Below are 26461 nucleotides of genomic sequence, written 5' to 3'. Positions count from 1 at the left end.
TCCTGTGACGCTCCGCGTCACGCGTTGGGACGCAGAGCGTCCCTGACTGCATTCCCACGCGGAGCGTGGGAACGATCAATTCCAGACACCGCCGGATTATTTACCGAGCTTCCTCAGCTCATCCGACTCGATCACCCGCACCCCATCCTGTTCTTCCAGCGCCAGGCGCCACATTGCCCGGGCCAGTTGGCAGGCCTCGATCCCGCGATACTTACCGGGAATCAATTTTGAAAACGGCGCGGCCAGTTGCTCGCCCAGGCGTGGCTCGGTCCGTTCCCCAAGCAACAGCGACGGCCGGCAAATGGTCAGTTGCGGCCAGTCTTGCGCGCGCAATGCCTGTTCCATTTCCCCTTTGACCCGGTTGTAGAAAATCGACGACTTCGGATCGGCGCCCAGCGCACTGATCACAATCAGATGCCGCGCGCCCATCTCCCGCGCGCGTTTGGCAAACGCCACCACCATGTCCAGATCCACCGCGCGAAACGCCGCTTCCGAGCCGGCCTGTTTGATGGTGGTGCCGAGGCAGCAATAGGCGATATCGACACGGCCACTGAGCTGCGGCAGAAATGCCTGTGGATCACCCACGGGGTTTTCCAGGTGCGGATGTTCGGCCAAGGGGCGACGGGAAGGGGCGAGCACGCGAGAAATTGTCGGCTCGTTGAGCAAACGGTCGAGTAGATGTTCACCGGTCAAACCGGTGGCTCCGGCAAGCAATACGTGCTGAGGCGTCAAGTACATAGTGTCTCTCCCTTGATACTGTTCAGCTTAGTTGCTCTTTATCGCTCCGTCGTTCAATGCAGCACTTTGCAAAGCTTTTCTTGCTTGCTGTTTGCGCAGCAGTTGCCAGTGCGTCAGCACGGTTTTCGGCGCCCAGATCTGCGGCTCCGAAGCTTCGAAATTGTCCGCCAGTTCACGCTCGGCGACGGTGGCCTTGGCCAGTTTGAAGGCTTGCTCCAGGTCATCGGTCTGGTTCAGCGCCTGGGCGAACAGAGCGTCGCCGAAATAGGTGAAGTTGGCTTCTTCCGAACAGCCGAAGGACACCCGATCGGCGCGCGAGGCGGTCATGATCAGCGTGCGTTCGTCTTTCAGCGCCGGGATGAAACCGCCGGAGTAGCACGACGAAATCACGATGATTTTGTCGCGGTTTTTCAGCGGTGCCAGCACGGCAGCGAGTTCGTCGGCAGGCAGGTCGGCCAGTTCCATGCGCGGTTGGTCGAGCACCAGTTCATGCTCGGCGGTGCCGTGGCTGGTCAGGTAGATGAACAGCAGATCTTCCGGGCCGCTGCGTTCGGCGAGGGTTTGCGCGGCGCGGCGCAGGTTTTCGCGGGTGGCCATCGGCCGGTCGCCGAGGTGGTCACGGTGGTTGACCAGACGGATCTGGCCATAGGCGCCGAAGCGCGTATGGAGCATGTTGGCGACGTAGTCGGACTCGCGCAGGAATACGCTTTGCTTGCCGTCGCCACCGAGGGTAAGGGTGTACAGCTCGACCGCCGGAGTTGAAGCGGGAATGGCGGCCAAGGCGTCATCAAGCAGACGGCCCTGAGCGAGCAAACCGAGTTCGAGGATATCGGGCAGCAACTTGCCGTCGGCGTCGCGCACGCGCTGGCCGTTGATCCAGGTGCCGTTCATCACGCTGCCGTCGGTGAGCACCAGGGTGCCGCGCCCGGCGTAGCTGTCGTTGTCGAAGCCGCCGATGTAGAAGCTGCCATCAGGCAGGTTCAAACGGCCCTGACCGCTGAAGCGCCAGTCGCTGAATGTGCCGATGTAATGGCTGCCGTCGGCGCCGATCAACTCGCCCTTGCCGGTCAGCGCGCCTTCCTTGAACTGGCCGAGCCAGACGTCGCCGTCGGCATTCTCGTAGCGGCCCTTGCCGTGCAACTGATTGTTCTTGAAGCCGCCGACGTAGATATCGCCGTCAGCGCTGTTGAACGTGCCGTTACCTTCCAGTTGACCGTTGACGAAATGCCCGCTGAACGAGTTGCCGCTGGCGTCGCCGCGCTGGCCTTCGCCGTTGGGTTTGCCGTGGGCGAACTGGCCTTGATAGGAGCTGCCGTCGTCCATTTCCAGACGACCGAGCCCGGAATACTGGTCGGCCTTGAATTCGCCACGATAGGTCATGGCGTTTTCTTTCAGGGTGCCTTCGCCTTCGCGGCGTCCCTGCTTGAAGCCGCCGGTGTAACTGCTGGCGTTGGTGGTCAGGCTGCCCTGACCGTCGAACAGGCCTTGCTGGAACTGCCCGCGATAGACTTCGCCGTTGCTGCCATGCCATTCGCCCTGACCATGCCACTGGCCCTTGTCGAACTGCCCGGCATACCAACTGCCGTTGGGGTAGTCGACGCGGCCCTGACCTTGCAGCAAGCCATCGACCAGTTCACCGCGATAGCGTCCGCCGTCGGGCAGGCGCGCATCTGGCGGCAACAGCGATTCGCCGTCGCCGCAAGCGGTGAGCATCAGGGTCAAGGCAAGGGGTGCAAGACGTGCAAGTGAGCGCATAGCGGGATCCGGGCAATTAGGCGACCGAGTATGCCGCAGCTATGCGTCGCATATATAGAGACGTGACGCGAAACAGCGTGCGCTGCTTCGCATCCGGAACCATCAGACGAAGCAGAGCGACAGTGGCTCGGCGATATAGGCCGGTTTGTCCGAACCTTCTATCTCCAGTGTCGCGGTGGCTTTGAGCAGCCACTGCCCGGGTTTTTTCTCGGTGACTTCACCCAGATCGACCTTCAGGCGAACTTTGGAATTGACCTTCACTGGCTGGATGAAACGTACGCTGTCCAGACCGTAGTTGACGACCATCTTCACGCCTTGCGGCAGGATCAGAATGTCTTCCATCAATTTCGGGATCAACGACAACGACAGGAAACCGTGAGCAATGGTGCTGCCAAATGGCGTTTGCGCGGCTTTGACCGGGTCGACGTGAATGAACTGATAATCACCGGTGGCTTCGGCGAACAGGTTGATGCGTTCCTGATCGATGGTGAGCCATTCGGAACGTCCGAGTTCCTTGCCGACATAATCTTTGAGCTCTGCAACTGGAACATAGGGCATTGAGACTCTCCTTGGGTTCATCGGTTTTATAGTTTTTAAGGTGGGGGGATTTGACCTCCCTGCGAACCACTGTAGATCATCATGGCGATTTGCTCCGGTCAACCGACCATGCTTTTGGCGAATGCCGATCCATAGCGCAGGCGTGCTTATAATGCGGGCGACTTGCACAGTGGAAAGTAAGACGGAGATGTCGGATGTTGCTACGTGGCCTGACCCTGCTGGTGCTGTTCCAATTGCTCGGTACGGCGCTCAATCATTTGCTGTTGCCGGTGCTGCCGGGGCCGATCATCGGCTTGCTGCTATTGCTGGTCTTTCTGATCATTCGCGGTGAGGTCGGCGAACCGCTGAACCTCGCGGCCGGCAGTCTGCTGCGTTATCTGCCGTTGTTGCTGGTGCCGCCGGCGGTGGGTGTGATGGTTTATGCCACAGCGATTGCCGCGGATTTCTGGGCGATTGTCGGTGCGCTGGTGCTGTCGCTGATCCTGTCGATGGCTTTTGCCGGCGTGCTGATGCAACGGCTGGTTAAACGTCACGCGTCTGCGTCGGAGGAGTCTTGATGCTTTTCGACTGGCAGGGCGCCTGGGCTTCGGTCATTCATCACCCGCTGTTCGGCATCGGCATCACCCTCGGTGCCTATCAACTGGTGCTGGCGGCGTTCGAGAAAACCCGCTGGATCTTTCTGCAACCGGTGCTGGTCTCCATGCTGTTGGTGATTGGCGTGCTGGTCGGCTGCGGCCTGACCTACGTCGAATATCGCAAGAGCACCGAGATCCTCAGCATTCTGCTCGGCCCGGCGACTGTGGCGCTGGCGGTGCCGCTGTATCTCAACCTGCGGCGTATTCGCCAATTGTTCTGGCCGATTTTTACTACGCTGGTGATAGGCGGGGTGGTGGCAACGGGCATGGGCGTGTTGCTGGGATGGTGGTTCGGTGCCGAGCACATGATCCTGATGACCATGGCTCCGAAGTCGGTAACCTCGCCGATTGCCATGCTGGTGGCCGAGCAGATCGGTGGCGTTGCGGCGCTGGCGGCGGTGTTCGTGCTGATCACCGGGGTGATCGGTGCGATCTTCGGTCCGGCACTGCTGACCCGCCTCGGTGTGCACAGCCCCGAAGCGCGAGGTATGGCGCTGGGCATGACCGCGCACGCGGTCGGCACGGCGGTGGCCATGCAGGAGAGTGATGAGTGCGGCGCCTTCGCAGCGCTGGCAATGAGTCTGATGGGCGTGGCCACGGCGGTGTTTCTGCCGTTGGCGGTGTCGATGGTGGTGTAAGGAAATGTCTATGAGTCTGCCGCTTTTCCCGCTGAACACAGTGCTGTTTCCCGGCTGCAATCTCGACTTGCAGATCTTCGAGGCGCGCTATCTGGACATGATCGGCCGCTGCATGAAACAGGGCGGTGGTTTCGGTGTGGTGTGCATCCTTGACGGCCACGAAGTCGGCGTCGCACCAGAGGGTTTTGCTCTGGTTGGCTGCGAAGCACGCATCACCGATTTCCAGCAGCAAGACAACGGTTTGTTGGGCATACGTGTGCAGGGCGGGCGCCGGTTTGCCGTGTTGCGAACCGAGGTGCAGCGCGACCAGTTGATTCTCGCCGATGTCGAGTGGCTGGATGACGAACCCGAGCAACCGCTGCAGGACGAAGACGCTGATCTGGTGGCGTTGCTCAAGGCCTTGGCCGAGCACCCGATGGTGGAAGCGTTGAACATGGGCACCGAAGCGCTGGGTCAGCAATCGCTGGCCAATCAACTGGCGTATTTGCTGCCGTTCGCCGAGGAGGACAAGATCGATTTGTTGCAACTCGACGATCCCCAACAGCGACTGGATGCAATCCAGGCACTGCTCGACGAGCTGCAGGGTGAGCTGTTTGCCTAGTTGTATTTTGAATTAACTCATGTCGCTTGCCAGCATTGTTTTGCTTTTGTCTTTGACTTAGTTTCAAGTTGCCCGCAGGAAGCGGGCGACTTGAATAAAAATAAGGATGAAATCATGACTGTATATGAAGACGAGTGGGAATTTTGGGATGATATTGCCGGCAAGTATATTCTGAAGCATGCCGAAACGGATCATAACGTTAGCCACGTTATTGAGGCAGCCTCTGATTATGCGGACCGGATGGTAATTGCCCGGCGTAAACGCAAATCTGAAAAAGTCCCTGTTGGCGACGTCCCTCGGATGTCTGCGACAGCCAAAGCCTTAGTGGCCGCGACCGCCATTTGACTCTTTCCTTTTTTCAGCATGGCCTGCCGTTGCCGTTTCAGCGTCGGCAGGGCGTTTGCAAGTGGGCAACTTTATGTCTTTAGCAAAAACAAACAACCAAACATTCACGGCACATCTTTATCTTGATGGCCGGCCAGTGGTGCTTAATCAAAAACGTCTGCAACAGGCTCTGCGCGACCCGCGGATAACCAATCTTGAGAAACTCGATGCCGAGGTAGGGCTGGCAGATTCGCGTACGTCCAGTTTCATAACGCTGGCTGATCATGAAGACGACGCTCCACTGCTATTGAAGTTCGTCCCAAAAGGTAATGAATATGCCATCAGCCTTGAGCTTGCGGGGGGGGGCGAAGGCGCGCGGTTATTCATAGAGGACAAGACTCATAACCTGTTGGCCGGTACCAGTGCTCCCGTACAGTACTTTTCAATCAGGACGTATGGTGCGCCGAAGGCATCCTTCAGCGCTATCGAATCCGGCCCGGTCTATCTCGATTTGATCAGCCAGCAGAATGACAAGCCGTTGTATCGTCATATGAGCAGTGGCATGAGCACATTCCTCAATGTCGACCCTAATATGACGGTGCATAACGCGTTCAATAACAAGCCGGCAACATTCGTGATCAAGGTGATCAAATAGCGTCCAGCCGCTGATTAATAAAATGGCGCCATGCATTTTCAAATGAATGGCGCCTTTTGTCAGGCTCGGTAATGTTCGTCCACTGGCCAGGTTATGTCGTTGGAGAAAGTGTTTTTGCCTTTGGGCAACTTCAGCACGACACCGCCGGAGTTGGCTACTTGATCTATCAATTTGTCGTAAGCAGTGACTCCATAATCGTAGACATCGTTCCTGTCGGTACCTGCCCATGTGGCTTTCTCGATAGCCTCAGCGTTGTCACCGGCCTGCCGCAAGATATCCTCGACTCTGGCCGCCTGGCTCAGGTCCGATCTCGCCAGCCAGATTCTTTCTGCACTGATACCTCGCGTCGGCATTGATATCCGGCCTTCCAATGGATCGCCGTCAAAATCCATGTCGTTCAGGTAAATGTTTTCGTCTCGGGGGACCACTTCGATGCCGCGGGTGTCGATGATGTAACGGAAGCCAAGACGTTGTTCGCGCCGCAGCAATGGATAGTCACGCGAGTGGTCCATTTCAAACGATGTATCAGAATCGTTAGCTGAACTGTGTCGATCCCCGCTCGACGAATCGCTGTCGGAGAAATGCCCCGGATAACGGTTAGCCTGGCTGTTGTAATGCCGAGGGTTGGAGTAGTAATCAAAATCCATGTAGGACGAGAGCCTGGACATAGAGAATGTCGCGCTGAAAGGCGATTTGTTCGTGGAGTCGGAAGGGTTGCCCCTCAATTTCACCAGTCGTTTGTCCCGCGCCAGTTCGAAAGGCGTGCGCAAATCGGCGCGGAACATGGCCGGGATGTCCGTTCTGAAAAGGTAGCCATGCCTGGTGAGCTTGTAGCCGGCATGCTCCAGATAACTTTTCAGAAATCTTTCTTCATAACGTTGTTCAACGGGATGTGCGTCGAAATCAGGATGCTCGCCAATTTGTCTTATTCTTAGAATCAATGGCTGCATTTCCTCTGCAATCTGATCGAAGCGGCGTTCGTCCAGCGTGTTCTGAGTCAATTGTTTGTGCTGTTCGGTCCATTCGGGAAAGCCGTTATCCATGTCCGGGAGCAAGCGTTTTCGCTGGGCGATGGTCAAGTTGTAGCTGCGCAGAAGTTCGGCGCATTCGCTCCGGGATTTCTGTGGGTAGGACCATTTCATGGAGTTAATGAGGGATTTGTGGTGATCGTCATTATCGGTGCGTGTTGCCCAGTCCGGCGCTCTGCCGCTGGCTTGGGCCTCGGCTCGAAAGGCCACAACTTCTGCACCGTGGATGTTGTACACGTCCCATATTTCGCGATCGGTCCAGTGCGCAAGCTTCAAGGGTACGGATGCATCTCCGCGAGCCTCGCTCGGGTCGACTTTAACCAGATGGCCGTATCGATCCTTGAAGGCAAAGCCGACATTACGGCTCATGATAAGGTCCCCGTGAAGCGGCACATGTTCCCATTCGTGTACCGCGTAATAGCCTTGTGCATCTGGCCCATTACCAGTGTAGGTATGACCCTTTTCATGCACGGTGTAGCGATCAAGAGGGTAGTGCGCAATGGGCTTTTTCAAGCTCCAGACGTTGCTGTCAGCCACTCGATACAGCGGAGGACCGGACGGCACCCGCTCACTCGGCAACCTTGCCCGGTAGGCTTTCATCAGATCGTGGAACGCCACCATCACCGTCAGCCCGGCGGCTGATCCATCGTCGTGGGCGATGTCCGCGAACGTGCGCCCCTTGTGAATCTTCAGCCCGTCTGCGTCGTGGCTCAAAGACGCATCGACGTTCTGCAAATAGGGCTCGAGGGGCGAGGTTGTTGTACGAGGCCGGGGCATTTGCGCTTCGGGCATCTGCGTAATCGATAAGGCGGATTGCACTTTTGAGGTGCTGCTGTGAGGGCCGTCGGCGTTAATGCCCGGTGATTCGTTTGTCCCGTCCGGTCTGATGCGGCCAGGCAAACGGGGATCCAGATCGACTGGACGATCGGAGGGCGCAGGACGGGGTGTCGAGGCGGCGGGTGTCTCTGTGGTTGGGGATGGGCGCAGTGACCCGGGTTTCTGGCGCATAAAAGTCACTCCATGTGATTGAGTCAGCCGTCCATTGGCTGAATGAGTCAGGGCCGGTCATGCTCGGGAACCGGCCAGACGATGTCGTCGGCGAACGTCTTGTCGCCCTTGGGGAGTTCAAGAATCAGGCCGCCTGAACCGGCGATTCCATCGATCAGGCTGTCATAAGCGTTGCTGCCAAAATAGCTGGCCGTTTGACTGTCGCTTCCTGCCCAGGTGGCCTGTTCGATTTCCGCGACACGGTCACCCGCCTGGTCCAGTACATCCTTGACCCGAGCGGCGCGCGTCAGGTCGGAACGTACCAGCCAGATCCGCTCGGCACTGATGCCGCGTGTGGGCGTAGAGATATGACCCTCCATCTCGTCGAAGAAGAATTGACCGTTAGCGGAGTTGAATGCCTTGTTTTCCGCCCCCGGCACCACTTCCAGGCCGCGAGTATCAATTGCGTAGACGAATGAAGTAGTTTGCTGACGGCGCTTGGACTCGTAACCTTTCGAATCATCGAAAATGAAGGAGCTGTCAGAGTCGATCTCGTCGCCGCTTCGTTTACCCTCCGATACCGAGCTGCTGCCCGAGTCCGAGGAGTCTGCGGTTTGCCCTTTCGAGCTTTGAGGATTCACGCCGGGAAAACGATTGGCTTGCGAGTTGTAATGCAACTCGTGATAGAAGCCGCCCTTGGCTGCCGCGTAGGCGGTGGCATCATGCAGTCCGAACGTTGCACTCAACGCGCGCTTGTTCGTGGTGCCAGTGGGGTTGCCTTTGCGGTGCATCATCCGACCATCTCGGGCCAACTCGAACGGCAATCGGGTTTCGCCCCGGAACATCGCCGGAATGTCTGTGCGGTACAGCATGTTGTGTTGGGTCCGGAGGTAACCGAGGGACGTGGCGTAGTCGGCTAGGAAAGCATCGCTGTAGCGGGTGGCGGGCCAGTGATGGTCGAGACCCAGCCCTTGGGTTCTCAAGTCTTGAACGTAGTTGTCCAGCTCTTCGTTGATCAGTTTGAAGCGCTGGTCATTAGTCGGGTCGAGGCTCTGGCGTTTATGGCTTTCAACCCAATCCGGGATCGGGCCGTCACTGAACTCCGTGCGTAACCGACACAGTTGGTCCTTGGTCAGGTTGTAGCTGCGCTGCAAATTCAGACGCTCGGCCAGAGGCATTTGTGGGTGGAGCCACTTCAACGACTCGGCCACAAATAGATGGTCTTCGGTGTTCTGTGCCCGAGGTGCCCAGTCCGGCGCCTTCCCGGAGGCTTGCGCTTGCGTGCGGAAATCCGAAATCCGAGCGTCATCCACAATGTACATTCGCTGGATGTCCTGATCCGACCATTGCGCAACAGCTGAACGTCTGTCCCTCGCTCGCGCGGGATCGATGGCAATCCATTGATGCTCCGGGTGCTTGAAGGCATAGCCGAGGATGGCCGCGTCACTGCTCGATCCGAGCGCACGAAACGCGTAGTAGCCATCAGCATCCGGTGTCGCTGAAAACGCATAGTCATCGCCGTTCAGAAAAGTCAGGTGTCGATCCAGACTCCACAGATTGTCCTGGGTGGTCCGGTATATCGGTGGGCCAGGCGCCAGGCGCCTGAAGGACATCACCCGATACGCCCTGAGGTCGGCATCGTATTGAACACAAACGTGGTGCCGGCCTTCCGTGTCTGGAAGGTGCACGTCCACCCAGTCCTTGGCCAGATAATGTCGAATGCCTGACTCATTTGGCGCGGGTAGATCGCCAAAAAACGGATGCGTGAAATCTTCCAGTGACGTTATCGAAAATGCCGGCGTGTCTGCGGGAGATTTCGGCACAACGCTCATTCCGGCGGGGATGTTTTTGGGGCGGGAGCTGTCTGGCTCGTCCTGTCGAGGTCGCTTGGGTGAAGTGGGCGCATCGACCGGTAAATGACCCGGAATGCTTTCGACGGTGAGGGGGGGCGGGTTGTTCGCCGAATGATCTAAAGCAACCGGTTTCGAAGGTACCGGTGTATCGACTGTCGGCGATTTGGGGCGTGGGCCCGGTTTTTGGCGCATGCATGAACTCCGTTTTTGCGAGTCAGCCTTTCCGTAGGCTGAGATGAGCAGGTGCCAGTGTGGACGTCAGAGCCACACTGGCACGTCGATGAAAGCGGGCAGCGTAGGGTCAGGTCTCGTTGCTTGAAAAAACCAGATCTTCGGGTTTGATTCGCACTTGTGGATCGCTACCCAGGCCCCAGTATTTGCGCACTGAGTTGTAAACCACTGCGCCGATGGTTCCGGCCTTTACAGTGATGTGGGTGACATGAACCCTGGCCGCCAGTTCGTTTCGCTGCTGATGCGCAGTGATCTCGGCCAACAGCGCTTCGATGCTGGCGTAGCCACGCGCATCAATGACGTAAAGCTGCAGCACTTCAAACAGCAGGGACACTTCATAAATATTGCCGGCCGACGTCGCCACGTTGATGGACTCCACTGGAGCGTCGTCTTCGACATCGGGCAATTCAATCGTGACACTGGCAATGCGCAAGCGGTTGCCGTCCAGTTGTATGTCGTCGCGGGTGACCGTTTCTTTCAGCGCGTGGGTATACAGGGTCCAGGTCGAAGCATCGGCGGTTTTCGCCGCGGCGCCTGGTGTAGAAAGGCGAACGATAGTGTTGCTGGCAAGATAGACATCGTAAGTGGAACTCTGGCCTTCGAGCACATAAATACCGGTGTGCGACCCCGTGTCGATGGTAATGCGGCTGGGTTCTGCTGTTATCAGCGGTTTCACGCTGGCCAGCGGTCTGACAAAGCGATAACTGCCATTTCGTCGCCTTAGGCAACTGCGAGTGCTGCGTACGCGCAGGCCGGGGTTTTTCACATCGTCTTCATAGTCCATCCGGGGTATTTGAAGCCGATATGAAACCTGGTCCTGCATGATCAGGACAACGTTTTGTTGCAGGCGTGGGGTGGTGACTTTCAGGCTGTTCCTGCCGCTGTAACCGGTGGCTGCGGCGATAGGCTGAATGACGCCTTTGAACATCACGACTTTCGATGGCAGGCTGACCGACAGGGTGAAATCTTTGTAGTACAAGTGGGTGTTGCCCGAGACGCCTTTGCGCACCTGCACTTCGTAGCTGGCTTGTACGTCGATGATTTCAGCGCTGTCGAACTCCAGATAAACGCTACGGGACGTTTCGGCGGTGTTGCGCTGGGCAACGAATTCCACCTGGCGGTCGTTGCGAGAAACAAAGTGTCGCTTCAAGCCTTGTTCGGCAATCTCGACCGTACCGCCGTTGACAATTTGCGGCGCGGCTGCCGGTTGACCAATGACGACCACGGCGGGCCTGATATCCAGATAGTGTGCCTCACCTGGCTGCTGGGGTAACTGGACCAACAGCTCGTAACCGTCCTGGGTCTTGAATCGGAATCGATCATTTTTCAGCTGACGTTGGCCATCGATCCTCTGGTAGACATTTTCCAGCGTGAGCACATGCTCGGGGTCGTTGCCGTCTTCACCGCGCAATGAGCTGACCACCAGCGAGGTGCCGACGATTTGCCAGCGCTGGATAATATCCGCCGGCCAGCCGAACTCGATCAGACTCGACTCTGTACCGTCCTCGATAATGGTCGTTCGAGCGTTGCTGCTGGCGATGTAAAAACGATCTGCGCCGCTGCCACCTTCGACCCGACAGTCCAATCCGTAGAGCGCAATGGTATCGTCGCCTCCGCCGGCATTGATGCGGTCGTAGCCATTGGCGACAATCTGGTTGGCCTCTTCGTTACCGCTGACACGGCTGGTGCCTTTGCGCAGTGTCGAGACGTTTTCGATCGAAGTGAGCTGCGCGACCTCTACCGCATCAACGGCAGGATCAAGTCCTCGCAGCGCGACTCTGCCGCTGTGCAGGTTGATGTCGTGGCCAATGTGGCGGGTGTCGCTGAGCGGGCGGCTGCCTTCGAAGGCCAGTGTGTCGGAACCTGAGCCGCCATCCAGTACATTGAGGTGCGCCGGTTTGTTGGTCCGGTTCAACTCCTGCTCGGTGATGTCCTGATAAAACGCATCGTTCCGGTCACCCCCGGTCAGTGCCTTGTGATCAGCGCGATAGGTGAACAGATTGGGCTTGTTTCGGACACCGATGACCCGGTCATTGCCGTCATCCAGGCGCCAGAATAGGCCTTTGTCGTCACCGGCACTGCCCGATACTTTGCCTTTGAGGTTGGCGGGCAGGCCGTTGCCGGCATCGATCACGTCGTCGCCGCCGACAACGACTGCCTGGCTGTCGAGCTTGAACGGCTGTTGGCCAGCGCTTTCGTCCCATTGGTAGCGCCAGATTTCAACCGGCTTCAATTCAACCTGAAAGGCGCCGTTGATCACGTGTTCGATGGAGTGTTTGTAGGCACCCTCCAGCATATCCCTGGCCGACAATTCGAGCTGCTGCTGGTGGTCGCTATAGCTCTTGGAAAGCTTGAAACGATCCAGTACGTCTTGGTCCAGTTCCTTGTTGGTGAAGGCGAACCAGCCGGAGCGCATGCGTTCTTCAAAGGTCAGTTCGATGTAGTCATCGATGTCATCCACGACTCGGGCGGCCTGGTAGATCATTGAGGCGGCGATGAGCAATCCGGCGGCAACCAACCCGACCGGCCCGGCGACGCTGCCAAAGCCGGCCAGGGCGACGACGCCCAGCACCAGGCTGATACCGGCCCCGGCGACGCTCAGACCGCCGCTCACGTAGTGATCCTGGGCCTCTTTGCCCTGCGCCGCGGCGGCGGCATTGAACGATTTGATTGCATCGGCGATGTCGAAGGGCAGGGTGATTGCGCTGGCGAACATCCCGGCACCGCGGCTCATGTATTTGCCTACCGATGTCAGCGGGAAATACTTCAGCGCGGTTCCGCCATTTCTGAGCATGGCTTCGCCGGTCTTGGTCAGCCCCCGTTCGACGATCAACGAGCCGAATTCGGCGGCGATCGAGCCACCCTGGAAAACCGCTTCCAGAGTGTCGCCCTGTTTGATCGCATCGATCATGGCCTTGTAGCCGCTGTAGATGCCGAACGCCTGCATGCCGACGCCGGCGCCGCTCATCAGATAGCTTTTGTTTTTGCTGATCCAGCCCGGCGCATTCTCCAGCGCGTCGGCGCGATGGATATCCAGTTTTTGCGCAGCCTTGCCTAACTGATTCAGGCGATCCACTGCGCTGCCGGGGTCGAGGGTTGTATCGGCGACGAACAGCGGCCCGGCATCGATCGAGCGCTTGCAGGCGATTTCATAGAACAGCATCGCCGCTACATTGCTGTCCGGGGTGTCGACAGAGAGCAAACGCGCCTGCACCCGGTCTGCGTCGAAATTGAGCCCGTCGAGAAAGTCTTGGTCCACTCGCTGCATGCCGGCATTCAACGGGCTGATGGGCTGGCCATGCACTGTCGCGCCCAAAGCCTGGAGTTCTACGCGGCTGGTGAGTATTTCGCCGATGCGCAAAGGGCCGAAGTGTTTGTCGAGGGATTTGAGTGTGCGTCGATAAGGGGCGTCAGTGTCGTTTGCCGCCATGGTGTCAAGCCTGCCCGCCTGCGGAGCATGGGGGTTGGCCGAGGCGCTGACGGGGTTGACCTGAACGGGGCTGATATTGGGTATTTGTGGTGGAGTGATAATTTTAGACATGTCATTAATCCTTTAATGAAAGCGCATGGCCGGTGTCCCTGTCGGTGTGTCACCGATGTTGAGTGGTTGGCGTTGCCGACTCGGGCCAGCTGACGTCGTAGGCAAACTCTTCGCCGCTGCCCGAAAGCCTGAGCACGGGCTTGCCCTCGGCTTCCGCTTCATCGATCAATTGGTCGTACTCGAATTTGTTCTGATGTCCGGCATGGGTGGCAGCTTCGATGCGCTCGGCACGTGCGTCGGCCTGGTTCTTGATGTCGTCGATCTTCACCGCTTTGGTCAGGGCGGAATTGAGCAGCCAGATACGATCGGCATCCAGTCCGCTGCGGCTGACCGATATCAGCCCTTCAAAATCATCGTCGGGAAACCAGGTGGGGGGTGTGTCGCGGGCGGCTGAATTGAAACTCATGTTTTCTTCGTGAGGCACCACTTCCAGGCGACGGGTGTCGAGCACATACAGAAACATTTCCTTCTGGCGTGTGCGCGTTGATTCATAGCTGCGATCGCGATCCCACGGGATCGGGCTTGCGGCATCGGACCATTCGGACGATGTGGTGCTTTCTGCGTCACTGGCATCGCTGCCCGCGGCGCTACCGTCAGTATCCTGCCCCGGGTGTTTGTTGGTCTGGCTGTTGAAGCGCAAGTACTCAGGATCAGGCTCGCTTGCGTACATCTGCCCTTCTTTGAGGCTGAAGGTCGCACTCATCGGTTTATGAGTGGTGGCGCCGGGTTTGTGCTTGTATCGCGGCAGCATGAAACCGTCATTGGCGAGTTCGAACGGTGTGCGTTCATCGCCACGGAACAGCGCCGGAATGTCCGTGCGGTACAAGCAATTGTTCTTGTTGCGCAGATACCCGAGTTTGCTCAGCAGCGCTTCGCGCACTGGCGCGGTCATGCTGGTCTCGAGGCTGTACCAGTCGTGCCGGGCATCGTGCTTGAGGTTGAGTTCCCTGGCGGCGTCCTGGCTCATTTGTTCGAGGCGCTGCGGATTGGCGATGTCGTCGATCAGGCTTTTGTGCGCCTGCACCCATTGCGGCATTTTCAGTTCGGTCTTCAGGTCCTGTTGCAAGCGGTTCAGCTGGCTGGGCAACAGGTTGTAGGACTGCAGCAATGCCTCTCGCTGGGTTAGGTTCATGGTCGGGTGCAGCCAGCGCAGGCTATCGCGCAGCAAGTCACGGTGCGGGTTCGTGACTTCGGGAACCGCCCACAGCGGACGCTTGCCGCTGGCCTGGGCATCGGTGCGAAAGCGCAAAAGATCCTGGCCATGGATGCCATACGCCTGCCAGATCTGGTGATCGGTCCAGTGCTTGAGGAGTGCCGGCTGAGCTGCAAATCCGTCGGCCGGCGGATCGACCGGGACCCATCGGCCGAAGTGATCCATGAAGGCAAATTGCACGACCGTATTGTTCACTCCGAACGCGGATACCAGTTCGTAATAGCCTTGGGCATCCGGTGAGCGCGGGGAGGCTTTGTACAGATTCGCGTCCAGGTGGGCAGGTCGGGGTTGTTTTGCGGCGGAAGCGCTCCCGGGTTGATCGCTCGCTGAAGGTGCAAGTCGTTTTGTCGTGGCCATGGTTGGCGTTGGCTGTTCCGTCAGGCGCCAGGTCAATCGGCCGTCATTTTTGTAAAGCGCCGGTCCAGAGGCTATTCGCTCGTAGATCGACTTGCAGTGATAACCCCCGGCGACATCCTTGCCGACATGCGTGGTGCGCAAGCGCCCTTCATATTCGACGTCGACAAACTGTCGCCCGACGATCCAGCGAATACCGTCGTCTTCCGCTGGTTTCATGCCACGCAGGAAGTCGTCGCGCAGCCAGTAAATGTCGAGCGAGTTATCGCTTGCGAGGCGGGCAGAGCTTGTCGCTGGCATCGCCTGGATGACCACGGCGGGCGGCGTGTTATCCATGATCGGACGGCCGCCAGCGGTGTGGCCGGAGTCCTGGCCAGTCGGCAAACCCGGTAACCGGAAAATGGACGGCCCGCCTGCAGGGAAGGGTGGATCGGTTCGCAGAGGCGGCGATGTGCCTGGGTCAGGTTGTTGCGTTGAAGGCTGGTACGTTTTGCGCGGTATCTTTGGACTCATGGAATACTCGAAATCAGTTGATGTATTGAAACCCTCGATCTGTAAGTTGTGTTGTTTGTCTGGCAGGCAGATAAGTGCAAGCAGGTTCACTGTATTGAACAAGTGTCGGCGGGTTTCAATGGGGGTGGATTTAATCTAACTGGTTTTTCAAGTTATGGAAGGCGTTGTTATGTCGGTTTATAGGTGATGTGTAACTTCTATTGTTTTTATTTTTAAGTGTAGGAAGTCGCAGTTATGGAAATAAGAAGTTTTACCTTGGATGGGTAAGTATTGATAAGGGGAAAGCGCTGCTCATGTCGGACATTTCCTAAAAGAGCAGCGCGAAGGGAATAAGGCTTGTATATCGCCTCATTCAATAGGCGTAACGCAACAGCGTATGGGGCAGATGCCGCAAGACGAAAAAGCCAAACAGCGCCAACATGGCCGGCAGGATCAGCCACCAGATCTTGAACGGCATGGGATTGAGCGGGGTTTTGCGCTGACTCAGCCACAGGGCTGCTGCGCAGACACAGGTGGCGAGCATGGCACCGGCCAATACGTCGGTTGGCCAATGAGCACCCAGATAAACCCGCGACAGTGCAATGGAAAGGGCCGGAATACAGGCGATCAGCAACCAGGTCAGGCGCATGCGTGGCGGCTGGCCACGGCCCGCCAGCACGGCCAGGGTCAGAAACAACGCAAACGAACCTGAGGCATGGCCGCTGGGCATGCTGTAGGTGGTCAGCGGATCGGTCAGCACTTCCGGGCGCACCCGGGCGAAGAAGTACTTGGTCCCGGTGTTGGCCAGTGCGGTCACCAGCAGCGTGCCGCCGACGAAGATCGCCTGGCGCCACTGGCGGCACAGCAGCAACAGCCCGGTCAGCAGGACGCTGAACAGCAGCATGTTGCGGAACTCACCAACCAGAGTCAGCGTGACCGCAATTTCATCCAGCATTGGCTGGCGATGTTCCTGCACCAGCGTCATCACGCCTTGATCGAGCGCTGTCAGGTACGGATAGCCGATGAACAGACCAATCAGAATCAACAGGCTCATGCTGCTGATCCAGATCGTCGCGCGGCGGTGCCGGCGCAGGCTGCTGTTCACGCTGAGGCCGACCATCACGGCGATGCTGCCGGCGACAATGCCGGCTTCCAGCCAGAACCCTTCAGGCAAAGGCAGGCGGAAGGCTGCGCCGGTGGCCCAGCCCGGCAGCAGATACGCCAGACTCCAACCGGCGGCGGCCAGCAGGCTGACAGCGGCGAAACGCGGGAAGGGCATGTCGCACATACCGGCGACCATGGGCAGCATCGGTCGCAACGGCCCGATAAAGCGGCCGACCAGCAGGCTGGCAATGCCGTAGCGCTGGAAGTAGGACTCGGCGCCGGCCATCCACTCCGGATGATGGCGAAGCCCCGGCAGGCGGCGGATGTTCTGGTGGAAATGGCGGCCGAGGAAATACGAAACGGCGTCGCCGAGGATCCCGCCGAGAAAACCCAGCAACAGGGTTTCGCTCAGCGACAGGGCGCCGCTGCCGGCCAGAACGGCCACGGCAAACAGCAGCACGGTGCCCGGCACGATCAAACCGGCAATCGCCAGGCATTCGACAAAAGCAACAATGAACACTGCAGCAGCCAGCCACTGTGGGTTGGCTGCCAGCCAGCCGGTCACGCTATCGAGCCATGGGCCCATACAGAAAAACTCCAAATCATTAATGGCTTCCTGTAGGAGCTGCCGAAGGCTGCGATCTTTTGATCTTGATCCTGACAGCAAGATCAAAAGATCGCAGCCTTCGGCAGCTCCTACATGAGTGTGTGTTTACAGCAGAAAATAATCCCGGCCTTCGACCTGACCGCGCCGCAGCGGGTTCCGCGTGCACCATTGCGCATAGGCTGAGTCGACAAAGCGGTACATCAAATGTTCGTCACGGCCGTGGGGAATGCCCAGGCGTGTGGTTTGAATGATGTGCGAAGGTGCAGGCCCGGTGTCTTCGACGAGAAGCAACTCATGATCGAAACGTTTGGCGTCCCACACCGGCACCTTCAATCCCAGCGCTTTGCACAGCAGGGTTTGCCCGGCGCAGAGCTGTTGCGAAGGACGCGCACGTCCCTGCGCATCGGGATTGTTCAGCAGCATCTGCGCCAGACTCGCCGGCCCGCTGATTTCATCGACCCACGGATAGGCGGATTTGATCAGTACCGCATTGCCCGGCCCTTGCGCGCTGAAGTTCAGCGAATCACCGCCACGGGCGTAATACATATAGATGTGGCCGCCATCCAGAAACAAAGCCTTACGTTTTTCTGTGTAGCCCAACGAGGCGTGGCTGCCTTTTTCTGCGCAGTAATAGGCTTCGGTTTCGATGATTCGCGCGCTCAGCCACAGATCGCCGACCCGGTGGCGAATGACTTTGCCGAGCAGATCCTGCGCCAGCACTTGCGCATCTCGGTCGAAAAAGGCGTCCGGCAGCCCCAGTGGCAGGCGTTCGGCGCGGTTACGAACGGTCAGGTTGGACATGGCAGGCAATGTTTATCCAGGCTCAGGAGGTCGTGATGATAACAACGCACGGCTTAATTGGGCCTGAACGCCGGCGAATCCGCGTTCATTTCGACCATCCGCCCGTCACCGCTGTTAGTCCCGGGACGCGACAGCTATAATCTGCCGCTTTCCTCTTTGCCAAGACCCCAGCAGACCATGACTGAGTCCGTTCTTGACTACATGACCCGATTGGGTCGCGCCGCCCGCGAAGCTTCTCGGGTCATCGGCCGTGCCAGCACCGCGCAGAAGAACCGCGCCTTGCAGGCTGCTGCCAATGCCCTGGACGCCGCCCGTGCCGAGCTTGCCGCCGCCAATGAGCAGGATCTGGCTGCCGGTCGCGCCAATGGTCTGGAGCCCGCTTTGCTGGAGCGTCTGGAACTGACCCCGGCGCGCATCGACGGCATGATCGTCGGTCTGCGTCAGGTCGCGGCACTGCCGGACCCGGTTGGTGCGATCCGCGACATGAGCTTCCGCCCGTCGGGGATTCAGGTCGGCAAGATGCGCGTGCCGCTGGGCGTGATCGGGATCATCTACGAATCCCGGCCAAACGTAACCATCGATGCTGCCAGCCTGTGCCTGAAGTCCGGTAACGCGACCATTCTGCGCGGTGGCTCTGAAGCGATTCATTCCAACCGGGCGATTGCCGCGTGCATTCAGCGCGGTCTGGCCGAGGCCGAGTTGCCCGCCGCCGTGGTGCAAGTGGTCGAAACCACCGACCGTGCCGCCGTGGGCGCGATGATCACCATGCCTGAATACGTCGATGTGATCGTACCGCGCGGTGGTCGTGGCCTGATCGAGCGAATCAGTCGCGATGCCCGGGTTCCGGTGATCAAGCATCTGGACGGTATCTGCCACGTTTATGTCAGTGCCCACGCCGATCTGGCGAAAGCCCAGCGCATCGCCTTCAATGCCAAGACTTATCGTTATGGCATCTGTGGAGCAATGGAGACGTTGCTGGTCGACCAGACTGTTGCCAGGGATTTCCTGCCGTCGATGGCAGCCCAGTTCCGCGAAAAAAGCGTCGAACTGCGCGGTTGCGAGCGCACCCGGGCAATCATCGACGCCGTTGCCGCCAGCGAAGACGACTGGAACACCGAATACCTGGCGCCGATCCTGTCGATCCGCGTGGTCGACGGTCTGGATCAGGCCATCGAACACATCAACCATTACGGCTCCCATCACACTGACTCGATCGTCAGCGAAAACCTCGCCGACACCCGTCGCTTCGTGGCCGAAGTCGATTCGGCGTCGGTGATGATCAACACGCCGACGTGCTTTGCCGATGGATTTGAATACGGATTGGGTGCCGAGATCGGCATTTCTACTGATAAGCTGCACGCCCGTGGCCCGGTGGGCCTCGAAGGACTGACCTGCGAGAAGTACATCGTGGTCGGTGATGGCCAGTTGCGCGGCCAGGCGCCGGTCTGACTTGACCGACCTCGACCTGACAGCGCCGACCACCGGCAGCGAGCCCCGCCCCCGACGCATTGGCGTATTGGGCGGTACGTTCGACCCGGTGCACATCGGCCATTTGCGCGGTGGGCTGGAAGTCGCCGAAGCGCTGGCGCTCGACGAGTTGCGCTTGATGCCGAACGCGCGGCCGCCCCATCGCGGTACGCCGCAGGTATCGGCGCAGGATCGCTTGGCGATGGTCGAGTGCGCGGTGGCCGGAATGCCGCCGCTGGTGGTGGACGCCCGCGAATTGCAGCGGGACAAGCCGTCCTGGACCATTGATACCCTGGAGTCGATGCGCGCTGAAATGCCCGCCGAGACCCAGGTTTTTCTGCTTTTGGGCTGGGACGCATTTTGCGGCCTGCCCACTTGGCACCGCTGGGAAGAGTTGCTCCAGCATTGCCACATCCTGGTGCTACAGCGCCCGGACGCCGACAGCGAACCGCCGGATGCCTTGCGCAACCTGCTGGCAGCGCGTTCGGTGAGCGACCCGCTGGCCCTGAAAGGGCCGAGCGGACAGATTGCATTCGTCTGGCAGACACCGCTCGCGGTTTCCGCCACCCAGATCCGTCAACTGCTGGCCAGCGGTAAGTCGGTACGTTTCCTGGTGCCCGACGCGGTCCTGGCCTACATCGATGCGCACGGTCTGTACCGTGCGTCGAACTGAGCAAGGCGTGCTTCACTGATACGAATCCACGTATCGCCAAGCCGCCGAATATATGAGCAAAACGAGTTTTATATGACTGATAAAGACCTACCCAAAGTAAAGCGCAAAGGCACATTCAAGAGCGCGCCGCTGCCTGAGCCGGTCAACACCAATGAGCCGCTCACTGGCGCGCAACTGGTCGAACTTGCCAAGGTGGCCCTGGAAGACGTCAAGGCGCAGGATATTCAGGTCATCGATGTTCGCGACAAGCACAGCATCACTGACTACATGATCATCGCCACCGGTACCTCCAACCGCCAGATCAACGCGATGCTCGACAAGGTTCGCGAAGAAGTCAAAAAGCAGGGCGCCAAGCCGCTGGGCGAAGAAGGCAAGGGCGACAGTGACTGGGTGCTGTTGGACCTGGACCTGGTGATCGTGCACATGATGACCGCCTCGGCACGTCAGTTCTACGATCTGGAGCGCCTGTGGGCCGGTGCCGAGCAAAGCCGTGCGGCCGACGCCAAGCACCACAGCCCGGAAAACACCCACGAGCATTTCACCAAGCTCAACAAAGACCAGCTGTAAGGGATTGCTGTGCGACTGCGCCTGATCGCCGTCGGTTCACGCATGCCCAAGTGGGTGGAAGAAGGCTGGCATGAATATGCCAAGCGTCTTCCGTCCGAACTGGCGCTGGAACTGGTGGAAATACCGCTCAATACCCGTGGCAAGAATGCCGACGTGGCCCGTTTCATCCGTCAGGAAGGCGAAGCCATGCTGGCCAAGGTCGGGCCGAACGAGCGGATTGTCACGCTGGAAGTCCACGGCAAGCCGTGGAGTACCGAGCAACTGGCGGTCGAACTCGATCGCTGGCGGCTGGATTCGCGCACGGTCAATTTCATGGTCGGTGGCCCGGAAGGGCTGGCGCCGGAAGTCTGCGCTCGTGCCGATCAGCGCTGGTCGTTGTCGCCGCTGACGTTGCCGCACCCGTTGGTGCGGATCCTGATCGGCGAACAGTTGTATCGTGCCTGGACCGTGCTGTCCGGTCACCCTTACCACAAGTAATCCAGCCCTCATGTCTCAGCCGATCCGCATCAAGGACCACGAAAAGGACGCACGCCTGGTGCGTAGCCGCGTCGTGTTCGGGGCCATTGCGATCATGCTGTTGATTGGCGTGTTGATCGCGCGGCTGTATTACTTGCAGGTGATCCAGTACGAGTACCACTCGACGCTCTCGGAAAACAACCGCGTCCATGTGCAGCCGATTCCACCGACCCGTGGGTTGATTTTCGACCGCAACGGCGTGGTGGTGGCGGACAACCGCCCAAGCTTCAGCCTGAGCATGACCCGCGAGCGTTCCGGCGACTGGCAGCAAGTGCTCGACGTGATCGTCGAAGTGCTCGAGCTGACGCCCGAGGATCGGGTGATCTTCGAGAAGCGCATGCGTCAGGGGCGCCGGCCGTTCGAGCCGGTGCCGATCCTGTTCGAGCTGAGCGAAGAGCAGATTGCCCGAATCGCCGTGAACCAGTTCCGCCTGCCAGGCGTGGAAGTGGTTGCGCAACTGGTTCGTCACTATCCGCAGGGCGCGCATTTTGCCCACTCGGTCGGTTACATGGGGCGGATCAACGAGAAAGAGCTGAAAACCCTCGATCCGGTCAACTACAGCGGCACCCACCACATCGGCAAAACCGGCATCGAGCGTTTCTACGAGCCGGAATTGCACGGTCAGGTCGGTTACGAAGAAGTCGAGACCAACGCCCGAGGCCGCGTTCTGCGTGTGCTCAAGCGCACCGATCCGATTCCCGGCAAGGACATCGTCCTCAGTCTGGACATCAAATTGCAGGAAGCGGCCGAGGCAGCATTGGGCGGACGTCGCGGCGCGGTTGTGGCGCTCGATCCGAAGACCGGCGAAGTGCTGGCAATGGTCAGCCAGCCGAGCTTTGACCCGAACCTGTTCGTCACCGGCATCAGCTTCAAGGCGTACGCCGAGTTACGTGATTCCATCGACCGGCCGCTGTTCAACCGCGTGCTGCGCGGTCTGTACCCGCCGGGCTCGACGATCAAACCGGCGGTGGCGATTGCTGGTCTCGATTCCGGTGTAGTGACGGCGTCGAGCCGAGTGTTCGATCCCGGCTACTACATGCTGCCCAACTACGATCACAAATACCGTAACTGGAACCGCACGGGCGACGGCTTTGTCGACCTCGACACGGCGATCATGCGGTCCAACGACACCTACTTCTATGACCTGGCGCACAAGCTCGGCATCGATCGGTTGTCGGCCTACATGAACAAGTTCGGCATCGGCCAGAAGGTCTCGCTGGACATGTTCGAAGAATCCCCCGGCCTGATGCCGTCCCGTGAATGGAAACGGGCGACGCGCAAGCAGGCGTGGTTCCCTGGCGAAACCCTGATCCTCGGTATCGGCCAGGGCTACATGCAATCGACTCCGTTGCAACTGGCTCAGGCGACTGCCCTGGTCGCCAACAAAGGTATCTGGAATCGTCCGCACCTGGCCAAATCCCTCGAAGGGGTGAAGCCGGTAGACGAAAACCCGATGCCGAATATTGTCCTGCGTGATCCGTCGGACTGGAACAAGGTCAACCACGGCATGCAGCAGGTGATGCACGGCGCGCGAGGTACTGCGCGCAAAGCGGCGATCGGCGCGCAATACCGGATTGCCGGCAAATCCGGTACGGCTCAGGTCGTGGCGATCAAACAGGGTGAGAAATACGACCGTTCCAAGGTTCAGGAGCGCCACCGCGACCACGCCTTGTTCGTCGGTTTCGCCCCGGCGGATGACCCGAAAATTGTTGTTTCGGTGATGGTCGAGAACGGCGAGTCCGGCTCCGGCGTCGCGGCGCCAGTCGTGCGGCAGGTCATGGACGCCTGGCTGCTCGATCAGGACGGACGTTTGAAGGCCGAATACGCCAGCCCAATCAGTGCGGAGGCTACGGCCCGTGATGAATAATTTTGATCGCATGCTCTCCAGTGAGGATGTGATGCGTCGCCGCGCGACGTTGCTGCAAAGACTGCATATCGATGGCCCCTTGTTGATCCTGCTGCTGATCCTCGCCGCCGGCAGCCTGTTCGTGCTGTATTCGGCCAGCGGCAAAAGCTGGGATCTGCTGGCGAAACAGGCCACTTCGTTCGGCATCGGTCTGGTGTCGATGATCATCATCGCCCAGTTCGAGCCGCGTTTCATGGCGCGCTGGGTGCCGCTCGGCTATGTGATCGGCGTGGTGCTGCTGTTGGTGGTGGACATCATGGGCCACAACGCGATGGGCGCCACCCGCTGGATCAACATCCCCGGGGTGATCCGCTTCCAGCCCTCGGAGTTCATGAAGATCCTGATGCCGGCGACCATCGCCTGGTACCTGTCCAAGCGCACGTTACCGCCACAACTCAAGCATGTCGGCATCAGCCTGATGCTGATCGGCGTGCCGTTCGCGCTGATCGTGCGCCAGCCGGATCTCGGTACTTCGCTGCTGATTCTGGCGGGCGGCGCATTTGTGCTGTTCATGGGCGGGCTGCGCTGGCGCTGGATTCTCAGCGTGCTGGCCGCCGCGATTCCGGTGTCGGTGGCGATGTGGTTTTTCATCATGCACGACTACCAGAAGCAGCGAATCCTGACCTTCCTCGACCCGGAAAGCGACCCGCTGGGCACTGGCTGGAACATTATTCAGTCGAAAGCCGCGATCGGTTCTGGCGGCGTGTTCGGCAAGGGCTGGCTGCTCGGCACCCAGTCGCACCTGGACTTCCTGCCGGAAAGCCACACCGACTTCATCATTGCCGTACTCGGCGAAGAGTTCGGTCTGGTAGGTATCTGCGCGCTGTTGTTGATCTACCTGTTGCTGATTGGCCGAGGGCTGGTGATTACCGCTCAGGCCCAGACGCTGTTCGGTAAATTGCTCGCCGGTGCGTTGACCATGACGTTTTTTGTTTACGTTTTCGTCAACATCGGTATGGTCAGTGGCCTGTTGCCGGTCGTAGGGGTGCCGTTGCCGTTCATTAGCTACGGAGGAACTTCGCTGGTGACACTGCTGTCAGCGTTTGGGGTTTTGATGTCGATCCATACCCATCGCAAGTGGATCGCACAGGTTTGAATAAGGTGAAGAGTTCAATGCAAGTAATGCGTGGCTGGGCGACTCGATGCGCGCCGTTGGTAGGCCTGATGGGCCTGCTGGGCAGTGTGCAGGAGGCGCTGGCCGGCGAATACGAAGGCTCGCCTCAGGTGGCCGAGTTCGTCGGTGAAATGACCCGCGACTACGGTTTTGCTGGTGAGCAGCTGATGGCGGTGTTCCGCGAAGCTCAGCGCAAGCAGGCGATTCTCGACGCCATTTCCAGGCCTGCCGAGCGGGTCAAGCAGTGGAAAGAATACCGTCCGATGTTCATCACCGATGCGCGCATTGCACGGGGTGTCGACTTCTGGCGTCAGCACGAGGCGACGCTGGCCCGTGCCGAGCAGGAATACGGCGTGCCGGCACAAGTCATCGTGTCGATCATCGGCGTTGAAACCTTTTTCGGACGTAATACCGGTAATTACCGGGTGATCGATGCCTTGTCCACGCTCGGTTTCGACTATCCTCCCCGTGCCGAATTTTTCCGTAAGGAACTGCGTGAGTTCCTGCTGCTGGCGCGTGAAGAACAGGTCGACCCACTGACCCTCAAAGGCTCGTACGCCGGCGCCATGGGCCTGCCGCAGTTCATGCCGAGCAGCTTTCGCGCTTACGCGGTGGATTTCGACGGTGACGGCCACATCAATATCTGGAACAACCCGGATGATGCGATCGGCAGCGTCGCCAGTTATTTCAAACGTCACGGTTGGGTCGCCGGTGAGCCGGTGGTCAGCCGCGCCGATGTCCGTGGCGAGCAGGTCGATGAAGGCCTGACCACCGGCATCGAGCCGACAAAGACCGTCGCAGAGTTGCGGGCGCTGGGCTGGTCAAGTCATGATGCGCTGCGCGATGATATGCCGGTTACTGCATTTCGCCTCGAAGGCGACAACGGCCCTGAATACTGGATGGGCCTGAAGAATTTTTACGCGATCACGCGTTATAACCGCAGCGTGATGTACGCCATGGCCGTACATCAACTGTCTGAACAGCTGGTACAAGCACGGGGCGTCAAGTAATGCGGGCATTGCCTAACAATAAACCCCTGAAGCTGGTGGCATTCGCTGCGTTGGCGGTGCTGGTCGCCAGTTGTTCGACCAGCCGTTCGCCGACTCAGAAAACCTCTTCGACCGCTGTGCGAGCGCAGCCGGGCCTGGACATCAACCGTGCACACAAAGATGGCGCGCCTTGGTGGGATGTCGATGTTTCGCGCATCCCCGATGCCACGCCGACCCTGCACACCGGTCCGTACAAGGCCAACCCGTACACCGTACTGGGCAAAACCTACTTCCCGTTGCAGGAATCCAAGACCTACGTCGCTTCCGGCACGGCGTCCTGGTACGGCACCAAGTTTCACGGTCAGAACACCGCCAATGGCGAGGTCTACGACCTGTACGGCATGAGTGCCGCCCACAAGACGTTGCCGCTGCCAAGTTACGTTCGGGTGACCAATCTGGACAACAATCGCACGGTGATCCTGCGCGTCAACGACCGCGGGCCGTTCTATTCCGATCGCATCATCGACTTGTCCTACGCCGCCGCGAAAAAGCTCGGTTACGCCGAAACCGGTACTGCGCGGGTCAAGGTTGAAGGCATCGATCCTCAGCAATGGTGGGCCGCCAAGGGCCGTCCGGCGCCGTTGATGCTCAACGAGCCGCAAGTCGCGCAGAATAGCGCCCCGGTGATCACCGCCTCGGCCGGCACCGTTGAGCAATGGACGCCACCGCCGCAACAACACGCTGCGGCCGTTGTGCCAGTGCAGATCGATGCAAAAAAAAACGCTTCTGCAACAGCGTCTGGCCAGTATCTGCAGGTGGGCGCGTTCGCCAACCCGGACGCTGCAGAACTGCTGAGGTCGAAGCTCAGCGGGATGGTGAGCGCTCCGGTGTTCATCAGCTCGATCGTGCGCAATCAACAGACTCTGCATCGGGTTCGCCTGGGGCCGATCGGCTCGCCGGGTGAGATCGCCCAAGTGCAGAACAGCGTGCGCCTGGCCAACCTTGGTTCGCCAAGTGTGGTCACCGAGTAATACGTAGGACTTGATTGACGATTCGCCAGCGATTGGGGGGCGAATCAGGTTGTTGGCTCGTCGAAGAACAAAAGCCCGGCAAG

General features: G+C 59.1%; 22 protein-coding genes. 13 read left to right on the top strand and 9 right to left on the bottom strand.

The annotated features are described in order from the left end of the window. Positions 1-96 precede the first annotated feature (96 nt). The 3 genes from M5G26_RS05740 to M5G26_RS05730 all read right to left on the bottom strand — a co-directional run bounded on the left by M5G26_RS05740 (position 97) and on the right by M5G26_RS05730 (position 3051). Entirely contained in the window at positions 97-738 is a 642-nt protein-coding gene (locus M5G26_RS05740; protein WP_273914659.1) for an oxidoreductase, read from the bottom strand. 27 nt (positions 739-765) lie between these two features. Next, the gene (locus M5G26_RS05735; protein WP_150694706.1) at positions 766-2493 is read right to left on the bottom strand and encodes a C13 family peptidase; all 1728 of its coding nucleotides are present in this window, start codon (positions 2491-2493) and stop codon (positions 766-768) included. Between the two features lie 102 nt (positions 2494-2595). Continuing rightward, a complete protein-coding gene (locus M5G26_RS05730) occupies positions 2596-3051 on the bottom strand; it encodes a MaoC family dehydratase (RefSeq protein ID WP_007909575.1) in 456 nt (151 codons plus the stop codon). A 194-nt stretch (positions 3052-3245) separates the two neighbouring features. Between M5G26_RS05730 and M5G26_RS05725 the strand changes: the two genes are divergently transcribed. From M5G26_RS05725 to M5G26_RS05705, 5 genes are all read left to right on the top strand, one after another. Then, positions 3246-3608 carry a CidA/LrgA family protein gene (locus tag M5G26_RS05725; RefSeq protein ID WP_273914658.1) on the top strand — a complete coding sequence of 121 codons (363 nt, stop codon included), beginning with the start codon at positions 3246-3248 and terminating at the stop codon, positions 3606-3608. Further along, complete coding sequence (locus M5G26_RS05720) at positions 3608-4324, top strand: LrgB family protein (protein WP_273914657.1); 717 nt, start codon at positions 3608-3610, stop codon at positions 4322-4324. Before M5G26_RS05725 ends, M5G26_RS05720 begins: the two co-directional genes overlap by 1 nt. A gap of 10 nt (positions 4325-4334) precedes the next feature. Then, positions 4335-4925 carry an LON peptidase substrate-binding domain-containing protein gene (locus M5G26_RS05715; protein WP_150694703.1) on the top strand — a complete coding sequence of 197 codons (591 nt, stop codon included), beginning with the start codon at positions 4335-4337 and terminating at the stop codon, positions 4923-4925. Positions 4926-5039: 114 nt separating this feature from the next. Then, positions 5040-5270 carry a hypothetical protein gene (locus M5G26_RS05710; protein ID WP_273914656.1) on the top strand — a complete coding sequence of 77 codons (231 nt, stop codon included), beginning with the start codon at positions 5040-5042 and terminating at the stop codon, positions 5268-5270. A gap of 73 nt (positions 5271-5343) precedes the next feature. Continuing rightward, positions 5344-5904 carry a hypothetical protein gene (locus M5G26_RS05705; RefSeq protein WP_273914655.1) on the top strand — a complete coding sequence of 187 codons (561 nt, stop codon included), beginning with the start codon at positions 5344-5346 and terminating at the stop codon, positions 5902-5904. A gap of 59 nt (positions 5905-5963) precedes the next feature. On the opposite strand, the gene M5G26_RS05700 is transcribed toward M5G26_RS05705, so the two are convergent. The 6 genes from M5G26_RS05700 to M5G26_RS05675 form a co-directional block, all read right to left on the bottom strand. Then, a complete protein-coding gene (locus tag M5G26_RS05700; protein WP_273914654.1) occupies positions 5964-7940 on the bottom strand; it encodes a hypothetical protein in 1977 nt (658 codons plus the stop codon). 47 nt (positions 7941-7987) lie between these two features. Next, complete coding sequence (locus tag M5G26_RS05695; protein ID WP_273914653.1) at positions 7988-9964, bottom strand: hypothetical protein; 1977 nt, start codon at positions 9962-9964, stop codon at positions 7988-7990. A 109-nt stretch (positions 9965-10073) separates the two neighbouring features. Continuing rightward, entirely contained in the window at positions 10074-13544 is a 3471-nt protein-coding gene (locus M5G26_RS05690) for a calcium-binding protein (protein WP_273914652.1), read from the bottom strand. 49 nt (positions 13545-13593) lie between these two features. Further along, positions 13594-15714 (bottom strand): hypothetical protein, encoded by a 2121-nt coding sequence (locus M5G26_RS05685; protein ID WP_273914651.1) that lies wholly within the window; start codon positions 15712-15714, stop codon positions 13594-13596. Positions 15715-15976: 262 nt separating this feature from the next. Then, positions 15977-17293, bottom strand: a complete 1317-nt coding sequence (locus M5G26_RS05680; RefSeq protein ID WP_134177804.1) for a bifunctional DedA family/phosphatase PAP2 family protein — start codon at positions 17291-17293, stop codon at positions 15977-15979. A 126-nt stretch (positions 17294-17419) separates the two neighbouring features. Further along, entirely contained in the window at positions 17420-18115 is a 696-nt protein-coding gene (locus tag M5G26_RS05675; RefSeq protein ID WP_273914650.1) for a DNA-3-methyladenine glycosylase, read from the bottom strand. A gap of 177 nt (positions 18116-18292) precedes the next feature. On the opposite strand from M5G26_RS05675, the gene M5G26_RS05670 reads away from it, so the two are divergent. From M5G26_RS05670 to M5G26_RS05635, 8 genes are all read left to right on the top strand, one after another. Beyond that, entirely contained in the window at positions 18293-19564 is a 1272-nt protein-coding gene (locus M5G26_RS05670; RefSeq protein WP_273914649.1) for a glutamate-5-semialdehyde dehydrogenase, read from the top strand. Continuing rightward, positions 19533-20255: a nicotinate-nucleotide adenylyltransferase gene (gene nadD, locus M5G26_RS05665; RefSeq protein WP_443218372.1), complete on the top strand. Its 723-nt coding sequence runs from the start codon at positions 19533-19535 to the stop codon at positions 20253-20255. Before M5G26_RS05670 ends, nadD begins: the two co-directional genes overlap by 32 nt. A gap of 72 nt (positions 20256-20327) precedes the next feature. Next, entirely contained in the window at positions 20328-20822 is a 495-nt protein-coding gene (gene rsfS / locus M5G26_RS05660) for a ribosome silencing factor (protein ID WP_273914647.1), read from the top strand. Positions 20823-20831: 9 nt separating this feature from the next. Further along, the gene (rlmH, locus tag M5G26_RS05655; RefSeq protein WP_003185785.1) at positions 20832-21299 is read left to right on the top strand and encodes a 23S rRNA (pseudouridine(1915)-N(3))-methyltransferase RlmH; all 468 of its coding nucleotides are present in this window, start codon (positions 20832-20834) and stop codon (positions 21297-21299) included. 10 nt (positions 21300-21309) lie between these two features. Next, positions 21310-23205, top strand: coding sequence for a penicillin-binding protein 2 (gene mrdA / locus M5G26_RS05650; protein WP_273914646.1), 1896 nt, complete (start codon positions 21310-21312; stop codon positions 23203-23205). 31 nt (positions 23206-23236) lie between these two features. Further along, entirely contained in the window at positions 23237-24340 is a 1104-nt protein-coding gene (gene rodA, locus M5G26_RS05645) for a rod shape-determining protein RodA (protein WP_049802149.1), read from the top strand. 17 nt (positions 24341-24357) lie between these two features. Continuing rightward, positions 24358-25368: a lytic murein transglycosylase B gene (mltB, locus tag M5G26_RS05640; RefSeq protein WP_122599808.1), complete on the top strand. Its 1011-nt coding sequence runs from the start codon at positions 24358-24360 to the stop codon at positions 25366-25368. Further along, entirely contained in the window at positions 25368-26378 is a 1011-nt protein-coding gene (locus M5G26_RS05635) for a septal ring lytic transglycosylase RlpA family protein (RefSeq protein ID WP_150694693.1), read from the top strand. The genes mltB and M5G26_RS05635 overlap by 1 nt, the downstream gene beginning before the upstream one ends. The last annotated feature ends 83 nt before the right edge of the window (positions 26379-26461 follow it).

Origin of the sequence: Pseudomonas sp. TNT2022 ID642 (assembly GCF_028656995.1) — a bacterium.
Taxonomy (GTDB): Bacteria; Pseudomonadota; Gammaproteobacteria; order Pseudomonadales; family Pseudomonadaceae; genus Aquipseudomonas.
This window is presented reverse-complemented; position numbering and strand designations above follow the sequence as displayed.

Excerpts from the sequence above, each read along its gene's own strand:
- M5G26_RS05740 (WP_273914659.1), bottom strand. The coding sequence starts at position 738 with ATGTACTTGACGCCTCAGCACGTATTGCTTGCCGGAGCCACCGGTTTG.
- M5G26_RS05735 (WP_150694706.1), bottom strand. The coding sequence starts at position 2,493 with ATGCGCTCACTTGCACGTCTTGCACCCCTTGCCTTGACCCTGATGCTC.
- M5G26_RS05730 (WP_007909575.1), bottom strand. The coding sequence starts at position 3,051 with ATGCCCTATGTTCCAGTTGCAGAGCTCAAAGATTATGTCGGCAAGGAA.
- M5G26_RS05725 (WP_273914658.1), top strand. The coding sequence starts at position 3,246 with ATGTTGCTACGTGGCCTGACCCTGCTGGTGCTGTTCCAATTGCTCGGT.
- M5G26_RS05720 (WP_273914657.1), top strand. The coding sequence starts at position 3,608 with ATGCTTTTCGACTGGCAGGGCGCCTGGGCTTCGGTCATTCATCACCCG.
- M5G26_RS05715 (WP_150694703.1), top strand. The coding sequence starts at position 4,335 with ATGAGTCTGCCGCTTTTCCCGCTGAACACAGTGCTGTTTCCCGGCTGC.
- M5G26_RS05710 (WP_273914656.1), top strand. The coding sequence starts at position 5,040 with ATGACTGTATATGAAGACGAGTGGGAATTTTGGGATGATATTGCCGGC.
- M5G26_RS05705 (WP_273914655.1), top strand. The coding sequence starts at position 5,344 with ATGTCTTTAGCAAAAACAAACAACCAAACATTCACGGCACATCTTTAT.
- M5G26_RS05700 (WP_273914654.1), bottom strand. The coding sequence starts at position 7,940 with ATGCGCCAGAAACCCGGGTCACTGCGCCCATCCCCAACCACAGAGACA.
- M5G26_RS05695 (WP_273914653.1), bottom strand. The coding sequence starts at position 9,964 with ATGCGCCAAAAACCGGGCCCACGCCCCAAATCGCCGACAGTCGATACA.
- M5G26_RS05690 (WP_273914652.1), bottom strand. The coding sequence starts at position 13,544 with ATGTCTAAAATTATCACTCCACCACAAATACCCAATATCAGCCCCGTT.
- M5G26_RS05680 (WP_134177804.1), bottom strand. The coding sequence starts at position 17,293 with ATGGGCCCATGGCTCGATAGCGTGACCGGCTGGCTGGCAGCCAACCCA.
- M5G26_RS05675 (WP_273914650.1), bottom strand. The coding sequence starts at position 18,115 with ATGTCCAACCTGACCGTTCGTAACCGCGCCGAACGCCTGCCACTGGGG.
- M5G26_RS05670 (WP_273914649.1), top strand. The coding sequence starts at position 18,293 with ATGACTGAGTCCGTTCTTGACTACATGACCCGATTGGGTCGCGCCGCC.
- nadD (WP_443218372.1), top strand. The coding sequence starts at position 19,533 with ATGGCCAGTTGCGCGGCCAGGCGCCGGTCTGACTTGACCGACCTCGAC.
- rsfS (WP_273914647.1), top strand. The coding sequence starts at position 20,328 with ATGACTGATAAAGACCTACCCAAAGTAAAGCGCAAAGGCACATTCAAG.
- mrdA (WP_273914646.1), top strand. The coding sequence starts at position 21,310 with ATGTCTCAGCCGATCCGCATCAAGGACCACGAAAAGGACGCACGCCTG.
- rodA (WP_049802149.1), top strand. The coding sequence starts at position 23,237 with ATGCGTCGCCGCGCGACGTTGCTGCAAAGACTGCATATCGATGGCCCC.
- mltB (WP_122599808.1), top strand. The coding sequence starts at position 24,358 with ATGCAAGTAATGCGTGGCTGGGCGACTCGATGCGCGCCGTTGGTAGGC.
- M5G26_RS05635 (WP_150694693.1), top strand. The coding sequence starts at position 25,368 with ATGCGGGCATTGCCTAACAATAAACCCCTGAAGCTGGTGGCATTCGCT.